Annotated in this window: 21 protein-coding genes; 5 read left to right on the top strand and 16 right to left on the bottom strand. The window is 73.0% G+C overall.

Annotated features, from left to right (window positions below):
• Positions 1-122: 122 nt before the first annotated feature.
• Together AC3IYJ_RS32420 and AC3IYJ_RS32415 are read left to right on the top strand one after the other, a co-directional pair.
• On the top strand, positions 123-1271 hold the full coding sequence (locus AC3IYJ_RS32420) for a glycerate kinase (protein WP_489398062.1): 1149 nt from the start codon (positions 123-125) through the stop codon (positions 1269-1271).
• 164 nt (positions 1272-1435) lie between these two features.
• On the top strand, positions 1436-2455 hold the full coding sequence (locus tag AC3IYJ_RS32415; RefSeq protein ID WP_489398061.1) for an NADase-type glycan-binding domain-containing protein: 1020 nt from the start codon (positions 1436-1438) through the stop codon (positions 2453-2455).
• 33 nt (positions 2456-2488) lie between these two features.
• Here AC3IYJ_RS32415 and AC3IYJ_RS32410 read toward each other — a convergent pair whose 3' ends face one another.
• The 13 genes from AC3IYJ_RS32410 to AC3IYJ_RS32350 all read right to left on the bottom strand — a co-directional run bounded on the left by AC3IYJ_RS32410 (position 2489) and on the right by AC3IYJ_RS32350 (position 16647).
• Complete coding sequence (locus AC3IYJ_RS32410; protein WP_489398060.1) at positions 2489-4006, bottom strand: AfsR/SARP family transcriptional regulator; 1518 nt, start codon at positions 4004-4006, stop codon at positions 2489-2491.
• A 153-nt stretch (positions 4007-4159) separates the two neighbouring features.
• On the bottom strand, positions 4160-4672 hold the full coding sequence (locus AC3IYJ_RS32405) for a phage tail protein (protein ID WP_489398059.1): 513 nt from the start codon (positions 4670-4672) through the stop codon (positions 4160-4162).
• Positions 4669-6696: a putative baseplate assembly protein gene (locus tag AC3IYJ_RS32400; RefSeq protein WP_489398058.1), complete on the bottom strand. Its 2028-nt coding sequence runs from the start codon at positions 6694-6696 to the stop codon at positions 4669-4671. The genes AC3IYJ_RS32405 and AC3IYJ_RS32400 overlap by 4 nt, the downstream gene beginning before the upstream one ends.
• On the bottom strand, positions 6696-7151 hold the full coding sequence (locus tag AC3IYJ_RS32395; RefSeq protein ID WP_489398057.1) for a GPW/gp25 family protein: 456 nt from the start codon (positions 7149-7151) through the stop codon (positions 6696-6698). The genes AC3IYJ_RS32400 and AC3IYJ_RS32395 overlap by 1 nt, the downstream gene beginning before the upstream one ends.
• Positions 7152-7158: 7 nt before the next feature.
• A complete protein-coding gene (locus AC3IYJ_RS32390; protein ID WP_489398056.1) occupies positions 7159-7440 on the bottom strand; it encodes a PAAR domain-containing protein in 282 nt (93 codons plus the stop codon).
• A 65-nt stretch (positions 7441-7505) separates the two neighbouring features.
• On the bottom strand, positions 7506-9374 hold the full coding sequence (locus tag AC3IYJ_RS32385) for a VgrG-related protein (RefSeq protein WP_489398055.1): 1869 nt from the start codon (positions 9372-9374) through the stop codon (positions 7506-7508).
• Positions 9375-9377: 3 nt separating this feature from the next.
• Complete coding sequence (locus AC3IYJ_RS32380) at positions 9378-10157, bottom strand: CIS tube protein (protein ID WP_384654830.1); 780 nt, start codon at positions 10155-10157, stop codon at positions 9378-9380.
• A gap of 15 nt (positions 10158-10172) precedes the next feature.
• Complete coding sequence (locus tag AC3IYJ_RS32375; RefSeq protein ID WP_489398054.1) at positions 10173-10607, bottom strand: phage tail protein; 435 nt, start codon at positions 10605-10607, stop codon at positions 10173-10175.
• Between the two features lie 213 nt (positions 10608-10820).
• Complete coding sequence (locus AC3IYJ_RS32370; RefSeq protein ID WP_489398053.1) at positions 10821-11282, bottom strand: hypothetical protein; 462 nt, start codon at positions 11280-11282, stop codon at positions 10821-10823.
• Between the two features lie 2604 nt (positions 11283-13886).
• Positions 13887-14042 carry a DUF6760 family protein gene (locus tag AC3IYJ_RS32365; protein ID WP_384654822.1) on the bottom strand — a complete coding sequence of 52 codons (156 nt, stop codon included), beginning with the start codon at positions 14040-14042 and terminating at the stop codon, positions 13887-13889.
• Positions 14039-14452 carry a hypothetical protein gene (locus AC3IYJ_RS32360; RefSeq protein WP_489402997.1) on the bottom strand — a complete coding sequence of 138 codons (414 nt, stop codon included), beginning with the start codon at positions 14450-14452 and terminating at the stop codon, positions 14039-14041. Before AC3IYJ_RS32360 ends, AC3IYJ_RS32365 begins: the two co-directional genes overlap by 4 nt.
• Positions 14453-14534: 82 nt before the next feature.
• Complete coding sequence (locus tag AC3IYJ_RS32355) at positions 14535-14978, bottom strand: phage tail protein (RefSeq protein WP_384654817.1); 444 nt, start codon at positions 14976-14978, stop codon at positions 14535-14537.
• 79 nt (positions 14979-15057) lie between these two features.
• Positions 15058-16647: a phage tail sheath family protein gene (locus tag AC3IYJ_RS32350; protein WP_489398052.1), complete on the bottom strand. Its 1590-nt coding sequence runs from the start codon at positions 16645-16647 to the stop codon at positions 15058-15060.
• An 837-nt stretch (positions 16648-17484) separates the two neighbouring features.
• On the opposite strand from AC3IYJ_RS32350, the gene AC3IYJ_RS32345 reads away from it, so the two are divergent.
• From AC3IYJ_RS32345 to AC3IYJ_RS32335, 3 genes are all read left to right on the top strand, one after another.
• Positions 17485-18192, top strand: a complete 708-nt coding sequence (locus tag AC3IYJ_RS32345; protein WP_489398051.1) for a cyclodityrosine synthase — start codon at positions 17485-17487, stop codon at positions 18190-18192.
• A complete protein-coding gene (locus AC3IYJ_RS32340; RefSeq protein ID WP_489398050.1) occupies positions 18189-19406 on the top strand; it encodes a cytochrome P450 in 1218 nt (405 codons plus the stop codon). The genes AC3IYJ_RS32345 and AC3IYJ_RS32340 overlap by 4 nt, the downstream gene beginning before the upstream one ends.
• Positions 19407-19530: 124 nt before the next feature.
• Positions 19531-21111 (top strand): IS1182 family transposase, encoded by a 1581-nt coding sequence (locus AC3IYJ_RS32335; RefSeq protein ID WP_489398049.1) that lies wholly within the window; start codon positions 19531-19533, stop codon positions 21109-21111.
• A 59-nt stretch (positions 21112-21170) separates the two neighbouring features.
• Here the strand turns inward: AC3IYJ_RS32335 and AC3IYJ_RS32330 are convergent, their stop codons facing one another.
• Genes AC3IYJ_RS32330 through AC3IYJ_RS32320 form a run of 3 tightly spaced genes read right to left on the bottom strand, consistent with a single transcriptional unit; the run spans position 21171 to position 24673 of the window.
• Positions 21171-21845 carry an eCIS core domain-containing protein gene (locus AC3IYJ_RS32330; RefSeq protein ID WP_489398048.1) on the bottom strand — a complete coding sequence of 225 codons (675 nt, stop codon included), beginning with the start codon at positions 21843-21845 and terminating at the stop codon, positions 21171-21173.
• 42 nt (positions 21846-21887) lie between these two features.
• Positions 21888-23909 (bottom strand): ATP-binding protein, encoded by a 2022-nt coding sequence (locus tag AC3IYJ_RS32325; protein ID WP_489398047.1) that lies wholly within the window; start codon positions 23907-23909, stop codon positions 21888-21890.
• Positions 23909-24673 carry a Pvc16 family protein gene (locus AC3IYJ_RS32320; protein WP_489398046.1) on the bottom strand — a complete coding sequence of 255 codons (765 nt, stop codon included), beginning with the start codon at positions 24671-24673 and terminating at the stop codon, positions 23909-23911. Before AC3IYJ_RS32320 ends, AC3IYJ_RS32325 begins: the two co-directional genes overlap by 1 nt.
• Between the last annotated feature and the right edge of the window lie 13 nt (positions 24674-24686).

Genomic DNA, 24686 nt, shown 5'->3' with positions numbered 1-24686 from the left:
TATACCTATTTAGACGCATGGCGCGCCGGGTGTGGCCCAGGCCACGCATGGGCATAGGAGGATCCTCCGGATAGGCTCATGGGTGGCGCGACTGCACTGTTCGATAGCAAGGGATTAGCAAGGTGACGGACGGAGCAGTAACTGAGACCGCGCGCGTGCTCATCGCCGCGGACAAATTCAAGGGCTCGCTCACGGCCGTTCAGGTCGCGGAGCGGGTGACGGCCGGCCTTCGCAAGGCCGTACCCGGCGTGGAGATCGAGACTCTCCCCGTCGCGGACGGCGGCGACGGTACGGTCGCGGCCGCTGTGGCGGCCGGTTTCGAACGCCGGGAGGTACGGGTCACCGGACCCCTCGGTGACCAGGTCACGGCCGCTTTCGCCCTGCGCGAGGGCACCGCGGTGGTCGAGATGGCGGAGGCCTCCGGCCTCCAGCTGATGCCGGCGGGTGTCTTCGCCCCGCTGACGGCGACCACCTACGGCTCCGGCGAACTGCTGAAGGCCGCACTCGACGCGGGCGCGCGCTCGATCGTCTTCGGTGTGGGCGGCAGCGCCACCACCGACGGCGGCGCGGGCATGCTGGCCGCTCTGGGCGCGGTGTTCCTGGATGCGAACGGTGAACCGGTCGGTCCGGGCGGCGGCGCGCTGGCGGCTCTGGCCTCGGCCGACCTGTCCGGCGTCGACCCCCGTATCAAGGAGGTCGACTTCGTCCTGGCGAGCGACGTGGACAACCCTCTGACGGGTCCGAAGGGCGCTCCGGCGATCTACGGCCCGCAGAAGGGGGCGTCGCCCGAGGACGTTGCCACGCTGGACGCGGCGCTGGCCCACTTCGCGGTGGTCCTGGAGAAGTCGATCGGCTCCCTGGCCGCGGAGGCGGCGGTTTCGCCCGGCGCGGGCGGTGCCGGCGGCATCGGCTACGGGGCGCTGCTGCTCGGGGCCTCGTTCCGTCCCGGCATCGAGCTGATGCTGGAGGTGCTCGGCTTCGCGCCGGCGCTGGAGCGGGCGACGCTCGTCATCACCGGCGAGGGCTCCCTCGACGAGCAGACCCTCCACGGCAAGGCTCCGGCCGGTGTCGCGGCGGCGGCCCGCGCGGCGGGCAAGCCGGTCGTCGCGGTCTGCGGCCGCCTGCTGCTGACGCCCGAGGCGCTCGCCGCGGCCGGGATCCAGCGGGCCTACCCGCTGACCGACCTCGAGCCGGACCCCGCGGTCAGCATCCCGAACGCGGGTCCGCTGCTGGAGCGGGTGGCGGAGAACATCGCGGCCGACGTCCTCTGAGACGGCGGCGTTGAAACGCCGGTGGCCCGGACCCTCACAGGGGTCCGGGCCACCGGCGTTTCGGCGCACGCCCCGTCCCGCTGCCCGAAAGGGCAGGGGCCGGGGGATGCCGGGGTGCCCCGGAGGGGGTTGGGGGCGCCTCGGCCCCTGGCGAGCATGGACGGGTGACCAACTGCACGGTGTGCGGGACGCGCTGTGAACCCGGTGAGCAGTTCTGCGGGAACTGCGGGACGTTCCTGGAGTGGGGAGACCCGCGGACCGCACGGCCGGACCCCGCTCCACAGCCCTCGGCTCCACAGCCCTCGACGGACCGCGCCCCCCAGCCCCAGGCGGGGCCCGTCGTGCCGCCCATGCCCACCCGGCCGCCCAACCGGGCCGTCCAGCCGGGCGGAGCCGAGGTGGCGGCGGCGCCGCGGCGGACCGCGGAGCCCGAGGAGGAGGCGCCGCGGCCCGGGGAGCTGATCTGCGGGCAGTGCGGGGCCGGGAACCTGCCCGCGCGGCGGTACTGCCGCCGGTGCGGGGCCACCCTCGCGGACGCGCCCGTCGCGGTGCGGCCTCCCTGGTGGCGCCGCCTGTTCGCCCGCCGGGTCCGGCGGCCGCACGCCGCCGGGGAGAGACCCGCGAGCCGCCGCCGGTGGAGGATGCCCCGGTCCGCGGTGTGGATCGCGGTGCTCCTGGCCGTGGCCGCCGCCGGGTACGCCTTCCGCGTCGAGGCCCTGGGCGCCGTGGAGTCCGTACGCGACCGGGTGTCCAAGCCCGAGCAGACGCATGCCACCGGTGTGACGGCCTCCAGCTCGGCTCCGGGGCACGAGGCGGAGCTGGCCGTGGACGGGACCACCGACCGGTACTGGGCTCCCCAGGGGGCGGGGCAGGGGGACTATCTGGAGGTCTCCTTCGGCGGGGGCGTGCGGCTACTGGATCTCGTCGTGCATCCCGGGGCCTCTCCGGTCGCGGAGAAGTTCCTGCAGCAGGGGCGGCCCAGCAGCCTCCTGCTCACGGCCGTGGCCAAGGACGGGCACACGACGAACAGGACCGTGCGGCTCGCCGACGTGCCCGGGGAGCAGCGCTTCCACTTCCCGGTGAGCAACGTCGTGCGGCTGCGGATCACCGTGCAGGGGGCGTACGGGGGCGGGGGCGGGCATGTCGTCGCGCTCGGGGAGGTCGAGTTCTTCAAGAGGCACTAGTTCGGCGCGGTGGCCCCGGGGCGGTTCGGGCCGTCAGCTCAGGGCGGCCAGGATCTGGGCGTGGCGGCGTTCCGCCTGGCGGGCGGCCGCCGGGTCGCCGGCTCGGCGGTGGGCTTCGATGAGCAGGCGCCAGACCGCGTCCTGGAAGGGGTCGAGGGACAGGGCGTGGGCTGCCGCCGTGACCGCCGCCTCGGCGCGGCCGCGGGCCAGCTCCACCTCGGCGAGGGTGTGCGCCGCCCGGACCGCCTCGCCGCGGCAGTGTTCGCGGAGCGGGACCACCCATTCCGCCGGGCCGTCCTCGGGCAGCAGTTCGCCCGTGTAGAGGCGCAGCGCGCGGGCGAGGGCTTCGGCGGCCCGGTCCGCGTGGCCGCGGGCGGCTTCGGACAGGCCCTGGGCGGTGGCGGCCTCGAAGCGCTGGACGTCGCAGCTGCCGCCGGGGTCGAGGTCCAGCAGGTAGGCCTCCCCGGTGCGGACCAGGACCCGTGCCCTCCCCCGGTGCTGGCCCGGTTCCAGGACGGTGCGCAGGGCGGACACGGCCGTCTGGAGTCCGTGGCCTGCGGTGCGGGCGGAGCTCTCCGGCCACAGGGCGGCCATCAGCTGTTCCCGGTGGACGGGTCGGCCGGCGTGTACGGCGAGGAGCCGGGCCAGGGCCCGTACGCGCGGCCTGGTCGCGCCCCAGTCCAGTGGCTGGCCGTCCAGGGTGGCTTCGAAGCGGCGGAAGCAGCGCAGGGTGAGCGGGGCTTCGGAGGCCGTGCGGCCGACGGCCGCCGTACGGGGTGCGGGGCGGCGGCGGGCCAGATGGGCGCGCAGCACCGGCAGGCAGTCGGCCGCGCCGTACTCCTCGGCGAGCTCCGTTGGGTCCGGCGCCCCGCGCCGCAGGGCCCGTACGGCCTGGTCGGGGAAGGCGGCGAGCACTTCGCGGTCGAGGTAGGTGCGCAGCGCGGGGGCCTCGAAAGGGTCCCGGCCGGCGGCCGCGGCGGCCCGGCCGAGGCGGATCAGGGCGGGCCAGCCCCGGCTGAGCCGGATGAGGGCCGGGTCGGCGTCGGGGAAGGCGGCCGCGGCGGCGGCTTCGCCGAGGCGGAGCTCGTGGGCGGTCAGAACGCGGGTGTCGGCGAGTTCGCGGCGGGTGAGGTTGAAGGCGGGCATGCGCCGGCCCGCGAGGGCCACGCGCAGCCGGCCGGGCGGGGCGAGCAGGGCCAGCTCCTCCAGGACGGCTTCGGCAGGGTGGCCGTGGACCAGGTGGATGTCGTCGGCGAGGAGGAGCAGCGGGGCGGGGGCCCGTTCGATGGCGAGGAGTACGGATTCCACGGTCGGGGCCGCCGGGGTGACGGGCGCTGTGCCCACGGCCTGCTCGGGCGGGGCGGCCGGCGTCAGTTCGCGGGTGAGCCTGGCCAGGAGCGAGGTGGCGTCGGGGGTGTCCCTGCAGGGTCGCCAGTGCACGACGCGGCCGGGAAAGGCCGCGGCGGCCTCGGCCAGCAGGGTGGTCTTCCCGTATCCGGCGGGCGCGACGACCAGGGTGAGCGGTCCGGGACCGCCGGCCGGCGGCGGCAAGGCCAGGGAAGCCGGGGACGACGCTGACGACAGGGAGGACGGGGACGGAGACGACGGAAACGAAGACGTGCGGACGGGCATGTTCGGCCCCCTTCACCGCTCATGGGCAGGTCAAGGATGGCCTCTCACTCTCCGCACAGCATGAGTAACCCACTACCCAATCGGCACCACCTCGACCCGGAACGGCAGGTGCACCGGCCGCTCGCGCGCCACGAACGCCGTCAGCGCGGCGGTGTCCACGGCGGTCGGGTCGGGCACGCGCAGCCGCACCAGCAGGTACGGCCGGTCGGAGCCGGGCAGGGCGGTGGCCGGGGTCGCGGACCAGGTGGTGGCGCCGCTCTCCTCGATCTCCGGGGCGACGCCGAAGACCTGGCGGACCTGCTCGGCGAGCCCGGCCCGCGTGCCGCGCAGGGCGTGGGCGGCCACCGCGCCCGGGACGTCCCCGTCGGCGCCCACCCAGGCTCCGAGGAGGGCGACGAAGTCGGCGGGGGCCAGGCCCGGGTCGAAGTACGCGGGCAGGCAGTCGAGGACGGCCAGCACGGGTGCGAGTACCTCGTCCAGGCTCTCGGTGATCCGCTGCGCGAGATCGTCCTCGGCGTACACGGCGGGCAGTTGGGCCCCCAGCGGGTGGCGGGAGGGCAGGTCGGGGACCAGGCCGCGGGTCACCGGAGCTCCACCCTGACCTGATGGTCGTAGCTGAAGGCGAGGGAGCCGGGGCCGAGCACGATCCGGTCGGCGGGTTCCCCGCGCCGGTGGGTCTCCAGGTCGGCGGGGAAGAGCCGGACGCTCTCCACCGACTCGACCCCCGGCACCTGTTCGAGGACGGCCCAGACGGCTCCGGTGTGCACGGAGCCGCCGAACGGCCAGCCGGTGCCGTCGGGTCCGCCGGTGAGCGGGTTGAGCCGACGGTAGAGGGCGGCGAGTGCGGCGCGCTGGACGCGGGCGGGCGGGATGCCGTGGGCGGCGTGCAGGACGGCGACGACGGTGACGCCCTGGTAGTAGGGCGGTTCGACGACCAGCCGGGTGCCGAGCATGCGCCGGGCGCCCAAGTGGGCGGCGACGGAGGCCAGAAGGGCGGGCGCACAGGCCATCCGACCGAATTCCAGGCGGCCTTCCCCATCGTCCTCGGCGGCAGGAACGAGGAGTACGCGCACCCCGCCGGGGCCCGCCTCGGGGGCTTCGACGCAGCGGACCCGCGCGACTTCGGGGGCGGCCTGACGGGTGAGGTACTCGAAGTCCTCCGCGGTGACGGCCCGTTCTCGGGTGCGCAGCTCCATGGCGCCGCGCAGCCGGGCGTTGGCCACGTCCTCCCCGTCGACCCCGCCGCCGGCGGCGCGCCGGTTCTCCACGCGGGCGATGTACGGGATGGAGCTGCGCAGCACGCCCAGGGTGCGGCGGGCCACGTTGCCGTGCCGGCCGCCGCCGGTGAGGTAGGGGCGGGCGCGGACCGGGGCCCCCTTGGCGGGGACCGCCCCGTACTGGCGCAGCGAACCGTCCGCCTCGCGCACGGCGGGGCCGAAGGTGATCTCACCGGTGGCCCGGTCGACGCCGATGTGCCGGTCCTGGGGGCCCGATTCGCCGAAGTGGGCGACCTCCGTCCAGTCCACCCAGCCTTCGGAGGTGCTGTGGGTCTCCACGGTGAAGGGCCGACCGCCCGCGACGACCGGGGCCCGGTCGAGGGTGAAGCTCTGGCCGGGGACGCCTTCGGAGATGCCGAGGAGCTGCTCGCCGACCCGTTCGGCATGGACGGCGGGGGCGGTGCCGCCGATGGTGAACGCCTCGGCGGACAGCAGGGAGGGGGACGCCGAGTAGGTCCGCTGCCCCTCGGCCGGGGGGACGACGACGCAGCGCAGCCATCCCGCGCGGCGGCGGGCCTCGGCGGAGGCCAGGTGGTGGTCGGGGAGCTGGATCAGCACGTCACCGGGCCGGTTGAACCCGCCGGTGCCGTCGCGGTCCACCTCGCAGCGGGTCCAGCCCTCGCCGGTCCAGGCCTCCCAGGCGAGCGGGGGGCGGTCCGGGTCGATGCCGTGGCCGGCGACGGGGAAGTCCAGGCGCAGCGCGACCACGCAGGAGGGGGCCGCGCGGGAGAGCCCGAAGTAGAGGGCGTCGCCGGGGCGGGGCACGGTGGAGAAGCAGGGCACGCCGCGCCCGGTGGCGAGTTCGGGGCCGCGGTCCACGGGAACGGTTCCCGGCTCGGGGGTGCCGGGGGTCCCGGGGGTCGGGGCCGTCACGGCGGCCGGGGCCGTCGCGTCCGGTGACTTCGCGGTGCCCGTCGCGGTGGCCAGGACCGACAGCTCGACCGGGACCAGCGCGAGGTCCCGTACGGTCGAGAACACCACCGCCTCGTCGGTTTCGGTACGGGTGGTGGCGACCTCGCTGCCCTCTCGGATGCGGATCGTCCCGGACTGGGGGGCGGACAGCCAGAACGTAACCTCGGTGCGGGCCGCCGACGGCGGGTTCAGGGTGAGGCCGATCAGGTCGAGGAAGGCCACGTGGTTCTTGTCTGGGACCCGGTTGAGCCGGTAGATGAGCTGGTCCGTCATGTGGGCGAAGGCCTCGATGAGGGTGACGCCCGGGTCGGAGACGTTGTGGTCGCTCCACTGCGGGCAGCGTTGCTGGACCATCCGCTTGGCCTCGTCCACGAGGTCCTGGAAGCGGCGGTCGTCGAGGTTGGGGCGGGGCAGCGCCATCAGCCACCACTCCCTTCGAAGGCGCCCGAGGAGCCCGGGGGGCCCGGGTCGCCGGGAGCCTCGTGGGCGGGGATGACGTAGAACGGGAAGACCAGGTTGCGGGGGGTGTTGGAGCCGCGCAGGGCGTAGCCGATGTCGATGTAGAGGGTCCCGGCCTCGACGGCGTCGAAGCTGACGGTCACGTCGACGAGGCGGATCCTGGGCTCCCAGCGCTCCAGGGAGGTACGGACCTCGTAGCCGATCTGCGCGGCGGTGGCCGCGTCGGCCGGGGCGAAGACGTGGTCGTGGATGGCGCAGCCGAACTGCGGGCGCATGGGGCGCTCCCCTGGCGCGGTGCCCAGGATCAGCCGCATGCTCTCCTCGATCTCCTGCTCCCGGTGCACCAGGGCGATGGCTCCGGTGGCGTCGGTCCGCAGCGGGAAGGCCCAGCCGGCGCCGATGAACTGCTCCCCCACAGCCTCCTCACCCGCCGATCAGGACGGTGGGGGAGCCCATGACGATCGGCGCTCCGCAGACGGCCATGTCCCCCATGCGGGCGGCGGGCAGGCCGCCGATCAGGACGGTCGGGCAGCCCGGCGGGGCGATGGCCGAGGGCGGGTGGACGGCGGGCGGTGGGAAGGAGCAGATGTGCGGGGTGGAGACCACGGCCGCCGGCATCCCGCCGATCAGGACGGTGGGCACTCCGGGCGGTCCGATCACCCCGGGGTGGCCGGTGGGGTCCCCGACGCGTGCGGCTGGCGGCATATCGCTGTTCTCCTCGACTACTGGGTTCTGGGGCTCTGGAGTTCCGGGGTTCCGGGGTTCTGCGGCTAGTTGATGCGGACGAGTGCGGCGGAGATCGACAGGCTGGCGCCGGCCTTGAGTTCGGTGCTGGCCTGGCCGTTGACGCTGACCGTGGTGCCCGTGACGTCCACCTGGCCGTTGGTCCGGAGCTTGACGGCGCCCGCCCCGCCGTCGGCCTGGACGCCGGCCTGCGCGGTGATCTCCACCGACTGGCCCTTGAGTTCGAGCTTTCCGGTGCCCGCGTCCATGGCGATGCCCTGCTGCGCCTTCACCGTCACCTTTTCCTTGGCCTCGATCTCGACGGTGCCGTCGCTGTGCACGGTGACGGAGGTGTTCTGCTGGTCGAGGTGGAGGGTGAGCTTGCCGTCCCCCGTGGCCAGCCTGACCCCCTTGGGCCCGCGCGCGCAGTCCAGCAGCTCCAGCCGGTTGCCCGAACGGGACACCAGGGAACGGCGGTTGGTGGATCCGCTGGTGGAGTCGACGAGCGGGGCCTCGTGGTCGGAGGGTTTGTCCTGGCCGTTGTAGAGCCCTCCGATGACGTACGGATGATCCACGCGGCCCTGCTCGAAGCCGACGAGCACCTCGTCCCCGACCTCCGGGCCGAAGATCCCGCCACCGCCCTTGCCGCCGAGGTCTGCGGTACGGGCCCAGTCGCTCACGTACCCCCCGTCCAGCCAGGGGAAGGCCAGCCTGACCCGGCCCCGGTCCTCCGGGTCCCTCGTGTCGGTCACCGTCGCGTTGACGAGCCCACCGATCCGCCCCCGGTCGCCGCCCGCGCCGGATCCGCCACCGGAGCCGCCGGAAGCGAGGCCGTACAGGGAGCGGTTGTTGCGGCCGCCCACGGTGAGCCAGGTCTGGTAGCCGGTGTGCGGGTCGAAGACGTGGCGGCTCGCGGAGATCGTGTACTTGCCCTCGAAGGGCGCCCCGACATTGGTGAGGGTGACGGCGGTGCCCGCGCGCAGCCTCGGCATGCCCATCGCGACGGCGTCCAGTTCCGCGAAGGACCCGGCGAGGTCGGCGGCCAGGGTCTTGGCCGCCTGGTCGGCCTCGGCCTGGGTCCGGTAGGGGGTGTCGGTGGCCAGGAACAGCGCGTCGCCGAAGGCGTCGGCGGCCTGCTGCGGGGTCATCCCGAGATCCAGCCGGTCGCTGTGCCCGGCCGGCGCCCGCCCGACGACGGCGGCCTTCGCCCGGACGTCCCAGCCGCGCACCTCCACCTGCTGGACCTGGTCGGCGGCGGTCACCGAAGCGTGGCAGCTGAGCAGGTTGCGGCCGAACTCCAGGACGTACGGGCTCGCTTGCGGCCGGGTGGACGCGGCCGGCGCGCCCTGCGCCCTGGCGGGGACCCGGAAGAAGAACCGGCCCTCCAGCACCCCGACTTCGGCCCCCGCGAGGTCCGCGAGCCGGTGCAGGAACTCCCAGTCGGTGATGCCCGGCTGCGCGAGGTGCTCGTAGACGGTGGTCGTCGCATCGACCGAGCCGACGGGCAGTCCGGCCCGCCGGGCCACCTGGACGGCCACGTCGGAGGCGGTCATCTGCCGGTAGCCGGTGACCCGGCGGCCGCGGAAGAAGCGGTGCGCGTGGTCGAGGCCCCGTACGACGGTGAAGGTGCCGGTGGCGTCGAGGTCGATCTCCACCGCCGTGACCTCCCCCGAGACGAGCAGCTGCCGCTGCGGGTCGTCGGCGGCCCGCGCGAAGAGCTTTACGGAGGTTCCGAGGGTGAACCCTGCGGCGCGCAGGGCGAGATGGTGCGGATCGCGGAAGCGCAGCACGAACAGATCGGGCAGTTCGGTGCTGTCGTCCACGTACGCCGACACCAGGGTCTGCGCCACCGGCTCGGGCAGCGCCTGCCCGGCGACCTCGACGGCGATGCTGTTGACGAAGCTCTCTCCGGCCATGGCTCAGCCCAACTCCTCGGCCCCTGGAAGCAGCAGTTCGGTACCGGGCCGCAGCCGCATCGGATCGTCAATGCCGTTGGCCTCGGCGATGTGCCGCCAGGCGGCCGCGTCCCCGTACTCCCGCCAGGCGAGCAGCGCGAGGGTGTCCCCGGTGACCACGCGGTGCACGCGGCGGGCGGCGAGCGCCCCGGAGGTGGGGTTCTGGCCGGGCATGGGCCCGCTGAGTTCCTCCAGCGTCACCTGACAGACGGCGCGGATCGGGATCCCGCCGGGGGTGAACAGCGTGTACTTCGCCTGCACTTGGCTGACGTAGCCGACGAATCCGGTGAGGCCGCCCCAGCGCAGGATCACCCAGGGCGGCACCCCCTGCTTCTGCTGATGGGTCTCCTGGGTAGCCACGCAGCAGGCGAGCAGCTTCTCCACGGCCGCCACCACCCGGCCGTCCTGGTCGGCGGTGGCGTCGAAGAACATCTCCAGGGTCAGCTTGGCGGCGCCGGGCCCCTTGAACTCGGCGGGACCGGCGGTGGCCGCACCCTTGGCCGGTTTGCGTTCCCACTGGGCGGACTTGGCGAGCGTCAGCTCCTTGGGGTTGAACTGGAAGTCGATCCGCCCCATCCGCGGCCCGGCCGGCCCGGACCCGCCGTCGGCGGGCGGCTCGCGCAACTCCAGCCAGGCGCGCTCCAGTTTGGGGCGCGGCCCGCCGGATCCTCCGGGGGCGGCGGAGGTGGGGGCGGGGGCCGGGGAAGCCGAGGCGATGAAGGCGACGGGCTGCTGCAGGGACATGTTCGAGGCCCTCCCCTATCGGCCCGCGTTGAGGAAACCGTGATGGGCGATCTCCAGGGTCTCCGTGGCGACCTTGACGGTCTCCGGATTGAGCGAGGGCCCGCTCCAGCGCACCGGAACCACGTCCATCAGGCTCCAGCGGGCGACGACGGACCCGTCGACGGTCATGGCGCTGATGTGCGCCGTCTTGCGGGGTATCCCACCGAGCATGCCGGCGAGCCAGCGGGTGACGAGCTCGGTGTCCCGGGTGACGGGGCGGGTGAGCTTGATGTTGGAGTACTTGATGCGGGTGGGGAGTTGCCAGACGTAGCCGTTATTGCCGCCCTCCTCGCGCTGCTCCATGACGACTTCGCAGCCGAGGCCCTCGCAGCTGTTGAAGGAGCCGAGGCTGATGTTGTCGATCTCGACCATGAAGCACACGCTGACGGCGGGGTCCTGCTGCTGGTTCACGGCGGGGCCTTCCTCGCTGGGGCGGCGGGTTGGAGGTCTGGGGTCCACTGGTGGCGCGTCGGGCAACGCTTGCCCCTTGAGGGGCGGCGTTCGATGCCGTGCTCTCGGTGTGCCAGCCGGAGGCCCGCGTACTGGACGTACGTGGGCTTTCGCCCGGTGCGGCGAGAGTGCGTGCCCGACGCCGCGAGGCAGACGGCACTTTGACGACAGGCCCTAGTGGCGGGGGTCCAGCCGTACACCGGCTCGTTCCCGGTCCAGCCGCAGTTCGGCGCGGAGCAGGCGGCCGAGGGGGCCGATGAGGCGGCGGACGAGCTCGTCGGTACTGGGCTCGGCCGGTGGCTCCGGCTGGGCCGTCGGGGACGGCGTCGGCTGTACGGGGTCCCGCGCCTCGGCAGCGACCGGGAGCGGCTCGGCATCCCGCTGGGCGACCGGGGCTGACGGTGGCGGCTGCGGGCCGTGCGACTCCGGGACCCCGGGGACGGCCGCCCAGGAACCCGGCCCCGCCTCCACCGCCTGCGACAGCACCCGCTGGAGCGGCGAAGGCCGGGGGCGGCCGGGGCCGCCGACGGGGACGACTGAGCCGAAGCCTTGGCCGGAGGCCGACCCGAAGCCCTGGTCGAAGCCGCCGCCGGAGCCTTGGCCGGAGGCCGACCCGAAGGCAAGGCCGGGGCCCACCCCCAAGCCGTCGCCGGAGCCCGGCCCGAAGCGAATGCTGGTCCCGGAACCGGGGCCGGAGGCTGGGCCAAGGCTGGAGCGGGAACCTGAGCCTGGAACCGGGCTGGGGCCCCACTCGGAGCCCAGGCCGGAACGGGAGACCGAAACCGGCCCAAAGGCAGGGTCAGAGCTGGGACCTGAGCCCAAGCCGAGGCCGGAGCCGGAACTGGGACCTTCGCTGGAGACGGGATCTGACCCCGAACCCGAACCGGGGCCCCACTCGGAGCCCAGGGCGGAACGGGAGACCGAAACCGGCCCGAAGCCAGAGCCCGAGCTGGGACCTGTACTGGGACCAGACCCAGACCCAGAGCCGAGGCCCGAGCCGGAACCTGAACCGGAGCTGGGGCCGAGGCCAGAGCCAGAACCCGGAACCGAGCCGGGGTCCCACCCGGAGCCCAGGGGGGAGCGGGAGACCGAGATCGGCCCAACAGCAGAGCCGAAGCTAGGACCGGAACTGGGACCAGAGCCAGAGCCAGAGACGAGCCCGGAACCAGAGCTGGGGCTGGGGCTGGGGCTGGGGCCGAGCCCGGAACCAGAGCCGAGGCCGGAACCAGAGCCAGAGCTCGAGCTGGAGCCGGGGCCTGAGTCCGGACTTGAGCCGGGGCCCAACGGGGAGCCCAGGACGGAGCGGGAGATCGGGACCGGCGCAAAGGCAGAGCCGGAACCGGGGCCGGGGACTTGGCCGACGCCTGGGCCCGAGCCGGACCCGGAGTCAAAGCCGGAACCCGGGCCGGAGGCTTCGCCGACGCCTGGGCCAGAGCCGGACCCGGAGGCCGAGCCGAGATCAAGGCCTGGGCCGAGGTCTGCACCGAAGCCGGCACCGGGCCCCGGGCTATTGCCGAAGCCCGAGCCCGAGCCCGCACTGGAGCCCGAGCCCGCGTCCGAGTCAAGACCGACGCCAGAGCCGGGGTCCGAGCTCAAGTCGGATCCGGTTTCGGGGCCTGGGCCGAGTCCGTTGCGGGGGCCACCGCCTGCGCTGGAGCCGGGGCCGAGGCCGGAGTCATGGCCGACACCGGACCCCGGGCTGCCGCCACGCTCTGATCCCGGGCCTGGTCCGAGGGCAGAGCCAGAGACGTGGCCGGAGGTCAGGTGGTCGCCTCGGCCCGGTCCGAGGCCGAGGCCTTGGCCTTGGCCGGGAGCTGTGGCGGAGGCGATGCCCGAGTCAGGGTTGCCGGGCCATGACTCGGGCGTTGGCGCGGCCTGGAGTGTGGGTGCGGCTGCGGGGCCGGGCCTGTGCGTCGGCACGGGTGACGGCACCCAGGTCAGCGGCACCACTGCGGCCGGAGGCGGCTCCGGCGGAGCGGCCTCGGCAGGGGTCGGCACGGAACGGAGCCGGAGTCCCCGCTCCCCCAGCAACCCGGTGCCGGGCCCCGGTTCGGCAACCCGCTGGAGCGGGACGACCGGCACGACGGGCAGCTCCGGAGCGGCGGAGGCCGCATGGGTGGCTGCCGGCAGGCCGTCCGAGGGGGGCGGCTCGGGCAGCTCGGGCGACGCCGCCGGTTCGGGCACCGCCCCGCTCCGCTGGACCGGCGGGAGCGGGGCCCCCAGGCCGACTCGGCGGGCAGGCGGCTCAGCGGCGGCAGCTGAGGCATCCGTGGAGCGGGGGGCAAGAGGGGCACCCAGCCCCAGCTTCCTCGGCATCGGCGGCGGCTCGGCGCCCACCGAGGGCCGGCCCGACGACGGGGCCTGCGACGCCTCCGCTCGCTGCACCGGAAGAGCCGGTGGCTCGGTCACGGCCGGACCGATCGACTCCTGCGCCTCCGGACGCGGTACGGGAACTCCTGCCACGGGGAGCTCCGCCGCACCGGGCAGCAGCGCCCGGTCCGGGGCCCCGGCAGGGGTCTCCAGCCGTTGCACGGCACCGACCGGCTCCACGCGCTCCGGAGCCGTGGGCAGGGGCTGCGACGGAAGAGTGCGCGGCGGGAGATCCAACGGCGGGGCCACCGTCAGGGGCTGCGCCCCATGGGGCCGCACGACCGCGAGGGACCCTGATCCGGAAACGGACCGGGACCCGGACCCGGAGACGGATTCGGCGCCGGGGACGGGGACCGACACGGCAGGCACCGGGACCGCCGACGACGGCTCCGCCCCGCTGCGCTGCACGGCTGTGGCGACCGGCGACGGCGACAACGCCGACAGCGACGCCGGTCCCCCGGCCCGCTCCGCGGCCTGAGGTGCGGCCGGGGCGGCCATGGGCCGGTCCACCCCCGACGGCGAGTCCGGAGGCCGGACCGGACTCACGGCCTCCGCCGGAGCCAAGTAGACCGTGCCAGAGGGGGCTTCAGGGGTCACCGCGTGGCCCAGGTTCCCCGTCAGGGAGTGGTGCTGCCACGCGGCCAGGCCCGCTCCGAAGCCCCTCGGGTTCGTGAGCAGTGGCGCAGGCCCGAACGTGCTCCGCTGGAGCGGAAGTTGCGTCCAGGCGGGCGCAGCGCCACCCGCGGCAGGGCCGCCCGGCGGCGCCACCGACCCGGACGGCTCCGGTGCGGACTGCGGCGGCGCGGACGGGGATGGCGGCGGCGCCCCGCGCCCCCGCAGCCTCGCGCGCAACGCGTCGAAGACCACTGCTCACCTCCCCCCGGCCAACCGGTTCAGCCGCGCGATCTGTTCCACGTACCGCCGCCGGTCCGCGTGCTCCAGGTCGAGGAGGGAGTCCATCGGCCAGTGGAAGTGGTAGGCGATGTACGCGACTTCGCCGTAGAGGTCGTCCGTCGCGTACGTCATGATTCCCCCAGGCGCCCACCACCCGCGAGGTCCACCGCGAAGTCGGTCCGGCACGACGGGCACGTCACTTGCGCCCGGGTGTGGCCCTCGGCGTTGATCCGGCGGTAGAAGTCCTGGAGGAAGGCCAGATCGGAGGCGAACAGGTCCTCGATCACTCCGGCGTGGACGTCCGTCACGGCACCGATCCGCTCCACCACCCGCCCCAGCAGCACCACCGACAGGTAGGCCGGGTTCTCACGCACCCGGTCGTCCCGCAGCGGCACCAGCTCGTCGCGGGCCGTGGCCAGCCGCATTACGCCCGTGCGGTGCACTTGGCCCGCGCCGTCCACGTATCCGCGCGGCAGCTCGAACGCGAACTCCGTCCGCATCGAACCGCCTGTCGGGAGTGCGGAAGCCGCGGGCCCGCCCATCGCGGCCGGCTCGGGTCCGGTCAGGGGGAAGGGGGCCTCCTCGGCCGCGCCCCGCGGCGCAATCTGTCGTCGCATCAGCAGATCACGCCACGTCCATCTGCTCGTACGTGATGACGAGTTTCTCGGTCAGGACGCTCGTGTCGCCCGCCTTCAGCGAGCTGATCTCCAAGCTCTTCGGCCACGCGTTGACCAGCGTGTAGCGCTTGATCGCCTGGCCCTCGTAGTCGAAGACGATGATCGCCCCGCCCTTGCGGGCCGAGCCCATCTTCCCGAACCGCGCGTCCTTGATCCACTTTTCGAAGTTCTGGTCGGCCGTCAGGCCGCGCGTGAGCGTGACCTCGCCCGCCTTCGGCCGCCCCGGCAGCTTCTTGATGACGTACTTGCCGTCGGCCGTGTTCTGCTTCAGCTCGATGACGTCCTGTTCCATCTTCAGACCCGTCACCTCGTTGATCTGCTTGATGACGACCCCGTCGATCTCCAGCCCGAAGGAGTGGCCGACCGAGGTGTCCATGTCGGGAAGTGCCATACCACTGACTCCCTAGCCCGTGACTCGTTGCCCGTAACCCGTAACCCGTAACCCGTTGCCCGCTGCCTGTATCCCGTTGTCACTCGTTGACGAGACTGGTGCCGCCCGAGAACTGCGCCAGCCGGAAGATCACGAACTCGGCCGGCTTGACCGGGGCGATCCCGATCTCGCAGACCACCTGGCCCGCGTCGATCCCCTCGGCCGGATTCGTCTCGCGGTCGCACTTCACGTAGAAGGCCTCGTCGGGCGTCAGCCCGAAGAGCGCGCCGCGCCGCCACTCGTTCACCAGGAACGCCGCGATGGTCCGCCGGATGCGGGCCCACAGCGCGTCGTCGTTCGGCTCGAAAACCACCCACTGGGTGCCGATGAGGATGGAGTCCTCGATGTAGTTGAAGAGACGGCGCACGTTCAGGTAGCGCCAGGCCGGGTCCGAGGACAGGGTCCGCGCGCCCCACACCCGGATCCCGCGGCCCGCGAAGGAGCGCAGGCAGTTGACTCCGATCGGGTTGAGGAGGTCCTGCTCCCCCTTGGTCAGGTGGACCGCCAAGTCCACGGCACCGCGCACCACTTCGTTCGCGGGTGCCTTGTGCACCCCGCGGCTCTCGTCGTTGCGGGCCCACACCCCGGCCATCGCCCCGCTCGGCGGGATGAACCGGGTCTGTCCGCTCGACGGGTCGGCCACCTTGACCCAGGGGTAGTACATGGCCGCGTACTTCGAGTCGTATCCCGCGCCCGTCATCCGCCAGTCCTTGACCCGCTGCGGCGACAGGTCGGGCAGCGGATCGATGATCGCGACGCGGTTCCCCATCAGTTCGCAGTGCGCGATCATCGCGAGCTGCACGGCCTTGACGCCCTCGATGTCGAGCGCGCCCTGCTCGTAGGCGCTCATCACGTCCGGCACGGCGAGCATGGTGATCTCGTCCACCGTCTCCAGGCCGCCGAATCCGGTCCGGTCGTCCGAACTACCCACGTACGAGGCCGGGGTGACCGTCGCGGGCACCGCCGGTACGGGTACGGGCGCCTCGGCCACCGCCACCGTCTGGTTCTCCGGGCGCGTCAGCGACTGGGTCGGGCCGGCGTCCTCGACGGTCACCAGCCGCGAGCGGTCCCGTACGACGGTGACCACGTAATTGCGGTTGCTGCGCTTGCTGGAGACCTCAAAGGTCTCCTCCGTCCGGTCCCCGCGCTTGATGTTGAGGGTGAACGCGTCCTCGGCCGGGGACTCTCCGGCCGCGTCCGCCACCTCGGCGCCGAGCCCCTCACCGGTCCCCTCCAGCGCGGCGATCCGGAATCCGCCGAGTGCCGTACGGGCACCCGCCGGGAGCGCTCCGGGCTTGGCCCGCTTGCCCGCAACGGCGGCCGGTGTGCTGGCGGGCGCGCTCGTGGCGGCGTCGTCCGCCGCGTCGCCGCCGCCGACCCGTACCACGTAGCAGGTGCCGCCGCCGTTCAGGAAGTACGCGTAGACGGAGTGGGCGAGGTAGGCCCCTTCCGTGAAATCGCCGAAGGTGGAGGTGAACTGACTCCAATTGGTCACCAGGGTGGGCGCGTTGTACGGTCCCGCGGCGGCCAGCCCGACGAAGGCGGCGACGGCGGTACCCACACCCTCGATCGGGCGCGAGCCGGCCTCGACCTCTTCGACGTAGACGCCTGGCGACAGGTACGACGGCATCCGGGTCCTCCCCCTGGGGTACGACGGTTGATCTCACCCTCCCGCCCCGGGCCCCTCGAAGGTCATGACCGGTCGTGCGCCTTCGGGGGAACCCTGCCGTGCCCGGAGGGGCAGACCCCGCTGCGCGTTCGCCCGGGCTCGTGGCACTTCACGCCGGAACCGCGGCCGACGACCCTGCGCGGGCGGCGGCTGCGCTTCCCGTGAGCGGGTGTTTCCCGGAGGCCCGAGGTGGCCATGGGGCCCGGACGAGGGCCGGATCGTGAGATGGAGGGGGCAATTCCTGGGCATCATCCGGCTGGTGGCCTGATTTCGCCGTTGCGGAGGGTTTGGCGAGGGTGAATCGAGCCCTCAGCACCAGACGTCGGGGTTCCGGATGGTCACTCACCGACCATTTGGTATGAGGCTCGGCACGTACAAGATGCCGACCAGCCAGCATGGGAGCCCAATCTTCGAAAAATCCTTGTGGTGCAAGGATGTTGACCTTTCGGCAGACTCGTGCGTAGGGGCCGCGCGGCACGGGGCGACCCTCCGGGGTCCTCCGGAGCGCACAACCCGCCCTCCCGCACCGAGCGGCGGAGGGGGAACAGAACCAGACACCGCAGAGCCCGGATTCGCGTCGATTGCCCCCTGCGCGATTGGCTGGTTATGACCCTGCGCCTGCGCATCAATTCATAGGGTAACCGGGCAATATCACCCCACGCTGGCAAGCTGATTCGCTGAGTAACCGGCCAGTAGCTCTGGAGCACGGACGTGCGCTCGGCTAACTTCTGCTTCGGCGCCGCCACACCCAGGGCACAAGGCCCTGTCGGGACTAGCGGCGCGGGGGAAATAATCACGTTGACGACTGCCATCAAAGGCATCTTCGCCGTCCGTCCCTATACCCCTCACTGCCAGGTAATCCACGACGAGGGTGACCACGCAGTCATCGGGATCTCATCGGGGAACTCCTACTTCACGCATGACCGCGTGACGGACCTCGCACGTTGGGGACTCGAGCACTTCCAGCAGGTCGACCTCATCTGGACCGACATGCACGTAGCCGAGATGTTCGTGGCACTCGGCTACCCCGAGGTCGAAGCGCAGCGCAAGGCGGTGAAGAACCTCCGCGGAGTGCGCGCCAAGGTCACCGCCGCCGTCGCCGCCCTCGACCCCGAAGGCGAACGGCTGCGCGGACGCCCCATGTCCTCGCTCCTGGAGCTCCCCGCCTACCAGCGCATCCGCTCCCAGCTGGACGTCCTCATGACCGACGACCCGGAGTTCCGCGAGGTCTGCGACCAGCTCGCGGCCCGGTTCCTCGCCGACAAGCTGAACGGCCAGCCGCCCACGGAGCTGCAGCGCGAGGTGTGCATCAAGTACGTGTGCGCCGAGGTACCGCTGTTCCTGGACACCCCGGCCATCCTCGGAGTCAACTCCTCGCTCAACTGCTATCACCAAGCCCTGCCGCTGGCAGAGCTGCTGTACGCACGCGGCTGGGGCTTGCGCGCCTCACGCAACCAGGGCCACGCGGTCATCACCCCCGCCGAAGAACAGGACAGCCCCGCATGACCACCACCATCGACCCGACCAGCCCGGCCCCGGTCGAGGAGCTCACGAGCTTCCCGTTCGACGCCAACGGGACGAGGCTCCCCGACGTGATCGGGCACCTGCTCACCAACGAGCCGGTCAAGAAGGTCCGCACCATAGCCGGAGCGGAAGCCTGGCTGGTGTCCTCGTACGCGCTGTGCCGTCAGGTCCTCGACGACGCCCGCTTCTCGCTCAAGGAAACCTCGGCCGAGGGTGCGCCCCGCCAGTACGCGTTGACCATCCCCCCCGAGGTGGTCAACAACATGGGGAACATCACCGGAGCCGGCCTGCGCAAGGCCGTCATGAAGGCCCTCAACCCGAAGGCCCCCGGGCTGGAGGAGTGGCTCGTCCGCCACGCGAACGAGCTCGTCGACCAGATCGTCGCGACGGGAATCCCGGCCGACCTGCGCAGCGACTTCACCGTCCCGTACTCCACCGGTCTGCACTGCCAGATCCTCGGCATCCCGCAGTCCGACGCACCGGCCCTGTACAAGTCGCTGCACGTCGCCTTCATGAACAGCGCGAAGAACATCCCGGCCGCCGGCATCAACTGGGACCGCGACATGGCCCACATGGTGGACCGTCTCAACGACCCGGAGACCACCGGGCTGATGGGCGAGCTCGCCGCCCTGCGCACGGACTCCGACTACGACCACCTGACGGACGAGATGCTGGCCACCGTCGGAGTCACGATGTTCGGTGCCGGTGTCATCAGTGTCATGGGCTTCCTGACCATGGCCCTCGTGTCCCTGATCCAGCACCCGGAGCTGAAGGCGGAGCTGATCGCGGACCCGTCCCTCATCCCGGCGGCCGTCGACGAGCTGCTGCGCATCAACCTGTCGATCGCCGACGGGCTGCCGCGCATCGCCACCGAGACCATGCAGCTCGGTGACGTCACCGTGCAGAAGGGCGAGCTGGTCCTCGTCCTGGTCGAGGCCGCCAACCACGACCCGGCCGAGTTCGAGGACCCGCACACGGTGCGCCTCGACCGCCCGAACCCGAACGCGCACCTGTCGTTCGGCGGCGGCGGCCACTACTGCCCCGCCACCGCGCTGGGCAAGCGCCACGCGCAGATCGCCATCGAGGTCCTCCTCGACCGGCTGCCCAACCTGGACCTGGCCGTGCCGATCGAGCAGCTCGTCTGGCGCACCGGGTTCATGAAGCGCATCCCCGAGCGGATGCCCGTCCTCTGGTGACCGCGACCACCTAGGCCGTCCCTTCGCGGGTCCTCCGGGATCCGTCGAAGGGGCGGCCTAGAAGGTTGCTGAAAATCTCGGGTTCTGGCCCCGGCTCGGTCGAGTCGGGGCCAGTCTTGTAGGCATGCAGGGGGAATGGGCCGGGGAGACGGTCGGGCCGGATGTGTGGGAGACCTGCCGGGAGTTGATCCCGGCGGGGAGTGTGTTCGCATTCTTGGCCGAGCATCGCGAGGCACCGTTCCCGGCGGGGACCTTCGCCGACATGTATCCCTCGTCCAACGGCCGTCCGAGTCTGCCGCCGCAGGTGCTGGCCGCGACGGTGGTGCTGCAGAGTCTGCAGGGGTTGTCGGACTTTGAGGCCGTTCAGGAACTGCGGTGTGACCTGCGGTGGAAGGCCGCCTGCGGGCTTGGCCTGTATGACATGGCCTTCGATCCGTCGCTGCTGACGTACTTTCGGCGCCGTCTGCGTACTTCGGCCGATCCGATGCGGATCTTCACCACGGTCAAAGAGGTCGTGGCCGCGACCGGCGTACTCAAGGGAAAGCAGCGACGGGCGCTGGACTCCACCGTGCTCGATGACGCGGTGGCCACCCAGGACACCGTCACCCAGATCATCTCCGCGATCCGCCGGGTGATCCGCGAGGTCCCCGGCGGCCAGGAGACGGCCGCGGCGTGGTGCTCGGCGCACGACTACACCGATCCGGGCAAGCCGAAGATCGCCTGGAACGATGAGGCGGCCCGCGCCGCGCTGGTCGACGCGCTGGTGACCGACGCCTTCAACCTCCTCGGGCACCTGCCCGAGGAGGAACTGGGCGAGAAGGCAGCGAACGCGGTGGGCCTGCTGGCCCTGGTCGCTGGCCAGGACGTCGAGCCTGCCGAGGATTCCGACGGCCGCGACGGCCGCTGGCGCATCGCGAAGCGCACAGCGCCGGACCGGATCGTATCGACCGTCGATCCCGACGCCCGTCACATCCACAAGAACCGCACCCGCCACCAGGACGGCTTCAAAGGGCATGTGTCCTTCGAGCCGGAGACCGGGCTGTTCACCGCGGTCGCCCTGACCGGCGGCTATGGTCCCGGCAATCACGAGGCCTCCGTCGCCGCCGATCTGCTGGAGGGGGAAAACGACGGGTTAACCGTGCTCGGCGATTGCGCCTACGGCACCGGTGAACTGCGCGAGCAGCTGCAGGCCGCCGGCCACACTCTGGTGATCAAGCCGCCGCCGATGCGGCGGGCCGTCCCCGGCGGCTTCACCATCGACGACTTCCACATCGACCAGGCGGCCGGCACCGCGACCTGCCCCGCGGGACACACCGCCAACCTCGGGCGGGTCAAAGCGGACGGCGCCCGCACCGCCCAGTTCAAGCGCGGCTGCACCGACTGCCCCCTGCGGGAACGCTGCACAGCCTCCAAGACCGGACGCACCGTGAACGTCCATCCCCAGCACGAGCTGCTGGCCGCGGCCCGAGCACAGGCGGCCACCGACCCGGCCTGGCAGAACGAATACCGCCGATGGCGGCCACCGGTCGAACGCGCCATCGCCTGGCTCGTCGGCAAAGGCAACCGACGAGTCCCGCACCGGGGCGTCATCGCCAACAGCATCTGGCTCCACCACCGCGCCGCCGTCCTCAACCTCCGCCGACTGATCAACCTCGGACTCACCCGGACCGGCCACACCTGGCGTCTCGCCCCAGCCACCACATAGCGAAAGGGGCCGCCCGGCCCACGGCCGGACAGCCCCACAACAAGATCTTCAGCAACCTTCTAGGCCGTTTCCTCCTCCAGGGCTTCCGAGGCTTCCGCCGCTTCGGTGTTGCGCTGGACGCCGGGCGCCGGAGCCGCCATCGCCTCGGCGGCCGTGGCCACCGCCTCCCGTTCGAAGCGGTCGCCCGGGTCGCTGACGCGTACGCCGTCCCCGGTGTCCGTGCCGTCCACCGGGCCCGAGCGCTGCTGCACCACGTGCGTCAGCTCGTGCGCCAGCGTGGTCCGGCCGGCGGCCGACTCCGGGTCGTACGCGCCCCGTTGGAAGACCACGTCCGAGCCGACCGTGTAGGCGTGCGCGTCCACCGCCGCCGCCGACTCGTGGGCCGCCGCGTCCGTGTGGACCCGTACGTCCCCGAAGTCGTGGCCGAGCCGGGACTCCATGTCCGCGCGCACCTCGGGATCCAGTGCCCTGCCCCCGCCGGAGCCGACCACCTCGTGCACCGGATGCGCCGCGGGCGCCGCCGCCCGCTGGACGGCGGCCGTCGCCCCGCTGTTGCCGACCGTCTGCTGGAGCCGGAGCAGTCCGCCCGGCCCCATCACGTCCGCCCGGCCGTCCGCGGCCGCCCGCAGCAGCATCCCGTCGGGCAGCCGCGGCTCCCGGCCCTCCTCGGGCCGCAGCGCGGCCCCGGCCCCGGATTCCTGGTCGTGCTCGTACTCCTGCCCCTGCTCCTGCATGTCCTCGACCTCCTCATCCGGCCTGCCCCTTCGGGCAGCCGTTCACCGTGCCAGCCGCAGGTACGGTCCGAACTCGCTCTCCAGGCAGAGGCGTCCGAGCTTGCGGTACTCGCGGACCACCGCCGCGACCAGGTCGGCCATCAGGACCGGCCGGCCCGCGTCCGCGGCCAGGTAGGCGGCCGTGACCGCGGCAGACCGGATGTCGCCGCCCGCCAGCTCGAACGACTTTGCACAGAACGGCAGATCGAGGTCGTCACCCCGGGGCAGCTGCGGCCCCAGGCAGCGGTCCCAGAGTGCGAGCCGCTGCTCCGCGTCGGGGAGCGGGAAGTCCACCACCAGGTCGAGGCGGCGGGTGAAGGCCTCGTCGAGGTTGGCCCGCAGGTTGGTGGCGAGGATCGCCAGGCCGTCGAAGGTCTCCATACGCTGGAGCAGGTAGGCGCTTTCGACGTTCGCGTACCGGTCGTGCGCGTCCTTGACCTCCGAGCGCTTGCCGAACACCGCGTCGGCCTCGTCGAAGAGCAGTACGCCGTTGACGCCCGCGGCCTCCGTGAAGATCCGTTCGAGGTTCTTCTCCGTCTCGCCGATGTACTTGTCCACGACGGTGGCGAGGTCAACGGTGTAGAGGTCCAGGCCCAGTTCGCCCGCGATGACCTCGGCGGACATGGTCTTCCCCGTCCCCGAGTCCCCCGCGAAGAGCGCCATCACCCCCCGCCCCCGCCCGCCGCCGGGCCGCATCGCCCAGTCGCCCAGCACCAGGTCCCGGTGCCGGGCGCGTGCCGCCAGCTCCCCCAACTGCCCCAGCACGACGCTCGGGAGCACCAGGTCGGACCAGCCCACGCCCGGCTGGATCCGGCGGGCGAGGCGTTCGAGACCGGAGGTGTTCTGGGCCCGCACGCCGTGCAGCAGCGCCGCCTCGCCCGGTACTCCGTCGCCCGCTGCGCCCGCGCCTGCCGCGCCGTCGCCCGCCAGCGCCGCCTGCTGCCGGGCGGTGGCGGCCGCCCGGCGCATCTGGCCCGGACTGAGCACGAAGGCGGCCACCGCGGCGCCCGGCGCGGCGCCGAGCACCGAGGTCCACAGGGCGGTCCGCGCTGCCGCCCCCAGCCGCCCGGCCTCCACCAGCAGCGGGGTCCGGTCCGACCATGCCGGGTCCCAGCCCGCCTGCCCGGCGAGGAGTACCGGCACGGGCAACGCGGCCAGCGCGCGCAGCAGTTCGGTGTGCCGGTCCAGGGCCTCCACGGGCGCCGCGATCAGCCCGGCGCCGGCCATGGCCACTTCCCGCCCGGCGGACCGCACCAGCGCGGCCGGGTCCGCGTGCCGGGCCAGGCGGTCCAGGTCGAGTACGAGGGCTCCGCGCCCGGCGCCGGCCAGCGCCTCGGCGGCCAGTTCGGCGGCGGCCCCGCCCGCGGGCTCGCGCAGGTAGACCGGCGAGATGCCCGAGCGCAGCGCGCCCGCCAGGGGCTGCCAGGGCAGTCCGGTGTCACCCGGCACCGACACCGGGTGCAGCAGGTCCGCGAGTTCCGGGGCCACCGCGTCGGCGCCGAGCAGGTGCGCCGTGACGCGGTCCGGGACGCGCAACGACCTTCCGAGGAAGGGGCGTTCGCCTTCCTCCACGAGCAGGAGGCCCCGTACGGACAGCGGCCCGTCGGCGCAGAGCCGGGTCCGGGCGGGCGCCGAGGCGGCCGGGACCCCGCAGAGGCCGAGCGCCAGCCCGATGGTCGGGCGGCGGCGCGTGACGTCGTCGTTGAGGTAGCCGTAGAGCTGCTCGAAGCGCCGGTCGAGGTCGGGCGCGAGCGCAATCAGCAGCAGCTCGACGTCCAGCGGTTCCAGCCCGAAATCCCTTTCCAGGCCCTCCAGTCGGGAGGATCCGTCGCCCGGTGCGGCCGGAGCGACGGGCTCGGGCCAGGGCACCTGGTCGGGCGAGTCGAGGATCCTGCGGACCGTGTCGTCGGACAGGTACAGCCCGCGGAACGGGTCGTCGGCGTCCGGGTCGCTCCCGCGCCGCGCCTCGACGGCGGCGCGCACCCGGGCCTCCACTCCGGCGAGGCGCGAAAGGAGGTGGTCCATCAGCCCTCGCCCGGACGGTGCGGCCGGGTACGGGAGCGGGCGGGCCGCTGGCGCGGCAGACCGGCGGCGGACCCGGAAGGCGGTGAGCCGGGCGGCGGTGAACCGGGCGGCGGTCCGGGCGGACCACCCGAGGACGCCGGGCCCGATGCGTCCGATGCGCCGAATGCCTCCGAGGCGCCCGAGGGCTCCGACACGTCCGACAGGTCCAGGGCCAGGCCGTCCTCCACCGGAGGTCCGGCCGGGTACGAGGGGGCCGCCACCACCGGAGCGCTGACGACCACGTCGAGCGAGGGCTTCAACTCCCCTCCCAGTGCGCTCCACACGTCCGTGAAGGCCTTGTTCTCGGGCGGCGGAAGGGCGATCGACAGGGGCACGGGCAGTCCGGTCAAGCCCAGTTCGGTTCCGAGCCGGTCGGACGGCAGCGCCGAGTACCGCAGGAAGCATCCCAACAGCGAGGACAGCAGCCGGTGTTCGTCCTCGGGACGCTGGGTCCAGGCGCTGATGAGGTAGGACAGTTTGAAGTACCGGGGCGGCAGGGTGCGCGCCACCACCCTGCCCTGCTCGTCGTACACGTTGCGCCGCCCGCGCGAGCGCAGGCCGAGGTCCTCGCGGATGTCGTACAGGTACAGGTTGACGGTCGGCGCGTTGCGCCGGGCCGCCCAGTCGCGGGTCGGCGCGTCGAAGACCACGTCCACGCCCGCGCCGCCGCCGAGCGCCTCGGCCCGAACGAGTTCGCGCAGCGCGTCGTCCACCTCGTGGATCACCTGCGGATCACCC

The sequence above is a fragment of the Streptomyces sp. GL_140 genome (assembly GCF_057834465.1).
Note: the sequence above shows the minus strand (reverse complement) of the source record. Positions and strands in the feature narration are given on the sequence as shown.